The organism is Salipiger sp., assembly GCF_059781815.1.
Map to the genome: position 1 here is coordinate 1 of NZ_JBYNAH010000294.1, position 3344 is coordinate 3344.

The following is a 3344-nucleotide window of genomic DNA, read 5'->3' on the forward strand; positions in this document are numbered from 1 at the left end:
ACGCACCGCTCACGCCCCGCCCCCGCAGCGCGCGGCCTGCCGCGGAAGACCGCACCCCAGCCCCCTCTCCGACCCCCATCTTCTCTATGTCCCAAATACTCCGGGGGAGTCCGCGCCCTGCGCGGACGGGGGCAGCGCCCCCACCCACGCCGCCACCGCTGCAACACAACCGCTTGCATCCCGCCCGGCTTTCCGCCAGATTATGAACACTTGTTCATTTCCATAACGGCAGGGAGGGCCCGACATGGATTTCGCGCTGAGCGAGGAGCAGACGGCGATCTTCGACATGGCCTACGGCTTCGGCCAGGAACACGTGGCGCCCAACGCCATGGCCTGGGAGGCCGAGGGCACGATCCCGAAAGAGCTCTGGACCGAGATCGGCCAGCTGGGCCTCGGGGGCATCTATGTCAGCGAGGAGAACGGCGGCTCGGGGCTCACCCGGCTCGACGCCACCCTTGTCTTCGAGGCGCTCAGCATGGCCTGCCCGGCGGTGGCGGCCTTCCTGTCGATCCACAACATGTGCGCCAAGATGATCGACCTTTACGGCTCCGAGGATCTGCGCGCGCGCTACCTGCCGAAGGCACTCACCATGGAGACGGTGCTCTCCTACTGCCTGACCGAGCCCGGCTCGGGCTCGGACGCCGCCGCGTTGCGCACCCGCGCCGAGCCCTCGGGCAATGGCTACAGCCTCACTGGCACCAAGGCCTTCATCTCCGGCGGCGGCTATTCCGACGCCTATATCGTCATGGCCCGCACCGGCGATGACGGCCCGCGCGGCATCTCGGCGCTGCTGCTCGACGACGGCACCGAGGGGCTGAGCTTTGGCGGGCTCGAGGCCAAGATGGGCTGGAAGGCCCAGCCCACCCGGCAGGTCCAGATGGACGCCTGCCCGGTGCCCGCAGGCAACCTGCTGGGCGAGGAAGGCAAGGGCTTCCGCTACGCCATGGCCGGGCTCGACGGTGGCCGGCTCAACATCTCGGCCTGCTCGCTCGGCGCGGCGCAGGCGGCGCTTGACGCCACGCTCGCCTACATGGCCGAGCGCCGCGCCTTCGGCCAGAGCATCGACCAGTTCCAGGCGCTGCAGTTCCGCCTCGCCGACATGGAGATCGAGCTGCAGGCCGCCCGCACCTTCCTGCGTCAGGCGGCGTGGAAGCTCGACACCGGCGCGCCGGACGCCTCCAAGTTCTGCGCCATGGCGAAGAAATTCGTCACCGAGGCGGGCTCCAGGGTGGCCGATCAGTGCCTGCAGTTGCATGGCGGCTACGGCTACCTCGCCGATTACGGCATCGAAAAGATTGTCCGCGACCTGCGGGTGCACCAGATCCTCGAGGGCACCAACGAGATCATGCGCATGATCGTCGCGCGCAGCCTGGTCTCGTCCTGACCCGAACACACGCGCAAGGCACCACTCACGCCGCGCCCCGGCGGGCCCTTTCGGGGGCCTGCCACCCCGAACCGACCTGCCGAGGAGCCCCATGAGCGACACCCACATCCGCAAACATGGCCGCGCCGGCCACATCACCCTGACCCGCCCCAAGGCGCTGAACGCGCTGAGCTACGACATGTGCATGGCGATCGAGGCCGCGCTCGACGCCTGGCGCGACGATGACGCGGTCGATCTGGTGATCCTCGACGCCGAGGGCGAGAAGGCGTTTTGCGCCGGCGGCGACATCGCCGAGATCTACCGCGCGGGCCTCAGCGGCGATTTCGACGCCGGTCGCAGCTTCTGGCGCGATGAATACCGCATGAACGCCAAGATGGCGGAGTATCCCAAGCCCATTGTCAGCTTCCTGCACGGCTTTGTCATGGGCGGCGGCGTCGGGCTGGGCGGGCATGTCTCGCACCGTGTGATCGGCGAAAGCGCCCAGATCGCCATGCCGGAATGCGGCATCGGCTTCGTGCCGGATGTCGGCGGCTCGCTGCTGCTGGCCCGCGCGCCGGGGCGGCTCGGCGCCTATCTCGGCCTCACCGCCGCGCGCATGGGGCCGGGCGATGCTCTGCACGCGGGCTTTGCCGATCTCTTCGTGCCCGAGGCGCGCTGGGAGGCGCTCAAATCCGAGCTGGCCGAGACCGGCAGCGTCTCCGCGCTCGACAGCGCCGCTGAGCCCGCACCCGAGAGCCCGCTGGCCGCGGCGCAGGGCGAGATCGACGCGCTCTTCGCCTCCGACAGCCTGCCGGAGATCAAGGCCGCGCTCGATGGGGCCGATGGCGAGATCGCCGCGCGCGCCGCCAAGGCGGTGGGCCGCAACGCGCCGCTCTCCATGGCGGTGACGCTGGCCATGCTGGCCCGTCTGCGCGAGGGCACGCCCGACATCCGCGCCGCCCTGCAACAGGAATACCGCGTCTCGCACCGCATCGTCGAAGAAGGTGACTTCCTCGAGGGCGTGCGGGCGCAGATCATCGACAAGGACCGCAACCCGAGCTGGCGCTTCCCCATCGAGGAGGTGACGGAGGACCGGATCGCCGCCATGCTGGCACCGCTCGGAGAGGCAGAACTGGCGCTCTGAGGGGCGCCGCGAGGGAGGAGAGACACCATGAAGATCGCATTTATCGGGCTCGGCAACATGGGCGCGCCGATGGCCGCCAACCTGGCCAAGGCCGGCCACGAGGTCACCGGCTTCGACGTGGCCGGTGCCAGTGCCGAGGGCGTGGGCACCGCCGCCTCCGCCCCCGAGGCCGCGACCGGCTCGGACGTCGTCATCACCATGCTGCCCAACGGCGCGATCCTGCGCAGCGTCGCGGCGGAAGTAATCCCCGCCATGTCCCCCGGCGCAGTGCTGCTCGACTGCTCGACCGTCGACGTGGAAAGCGCCCGCGCGGTAGCGCAGCAGTCCGAAGAGGCCGGTCTCGGCGCGCTCGACGCGCCGGTCTCGGGCGGCATCGGCGGTGCGGCGGGCGGCACGCTGACCTTCATGGTGGGCGGCTCGGAGGAGGCTTTCGCCAAGGCCAAGCCGCTCTTCGACATCATGGGCCAGAAGGCGGTGCATTGCGGGCCCTCGGGCAATGGCCAGGCCGCGAAGATCTGCAACAACATGATCCTCGGCGTAACGATGATCGCCACCTGCGAGGCCTTCGCGCTGGCCGACAAGCTCGGCCTCTCGCGCGAGGCGATGTTCGACGTAGTCTCGACCTCGTCGGGCTATTCGTGGTCGATGAACGCCTATTGCCCGGCGCCCGGCGTCGGGCCGCAATCGCCTGCCGACAACGGCTATACCCCAGGCTTCGCCGCCGAGCTGATGCTCAAGGATCTGGGCCTGTCGCAGCAGGCCGCCGAGGCGGCGGATGCCGACACGCCCATGGGCCAGCGCGCGCTCGAGCTCTACCGGAGCTTCGTCGAGGAGGAG

General features: G+C 69.6%; 3 protein-coding genes. All 3 read left to right on the plus strand.

Annotated elements, in window-relative coordinates; translation table 11 throughout:
* Positions 1-244 precede the first annotated feature (244 nt).
* On the plus strand, positions 245-1384 hold the full coding sequence (locus tag AC6RA4_RS23175) for an acyl-CoA dehydrogenase family protein (protein ID WP_500164315.1): 1140 nt from the start codon (positions 245-247) through the stop codon (positions 1382-1384).
* Positions 1385-1475: 91 nt separating this feature from the next.
* A complete protein-coding gene (locus AC6RA4_RS23180) occupies positions 1476-2507 on the plus strand; it encodes an enoyl-CoA hydratase/isomerase family protein (RefSeq protein WP_500164316.1) in 1032 nt (343 codons plus the stop codon).
* Between the two features lie 27 nt (positions 2508-2534).
* A partial coding sequence (gene mmsB / locus AC6RA4_RS23185) for a 3-hydroxyisobutyrate dehydrogenase (RefSeq protein WP_500164318.1) occupies positions 2535-3344 on the plus strand: 810 nt, incomplete at its 3' end.

Bases quoted from the DNA above. Each gene is read 5' to 3' on its own strand.
- AC6RA4_RS23180 (WP_500164316.1), top strand. From the start codon at position 1,476: ATGAGCGACACCCACATCCGCAAACATGGCCGCGCCGGCCACATCACC.
- AC6RA4_RS23175 (WP_500164315.1), top strand. From the start codon at position 245: ATGGATTTCGCGCTGAGCGAGGAGCAGACGGCGATCTTCGACATGGCC.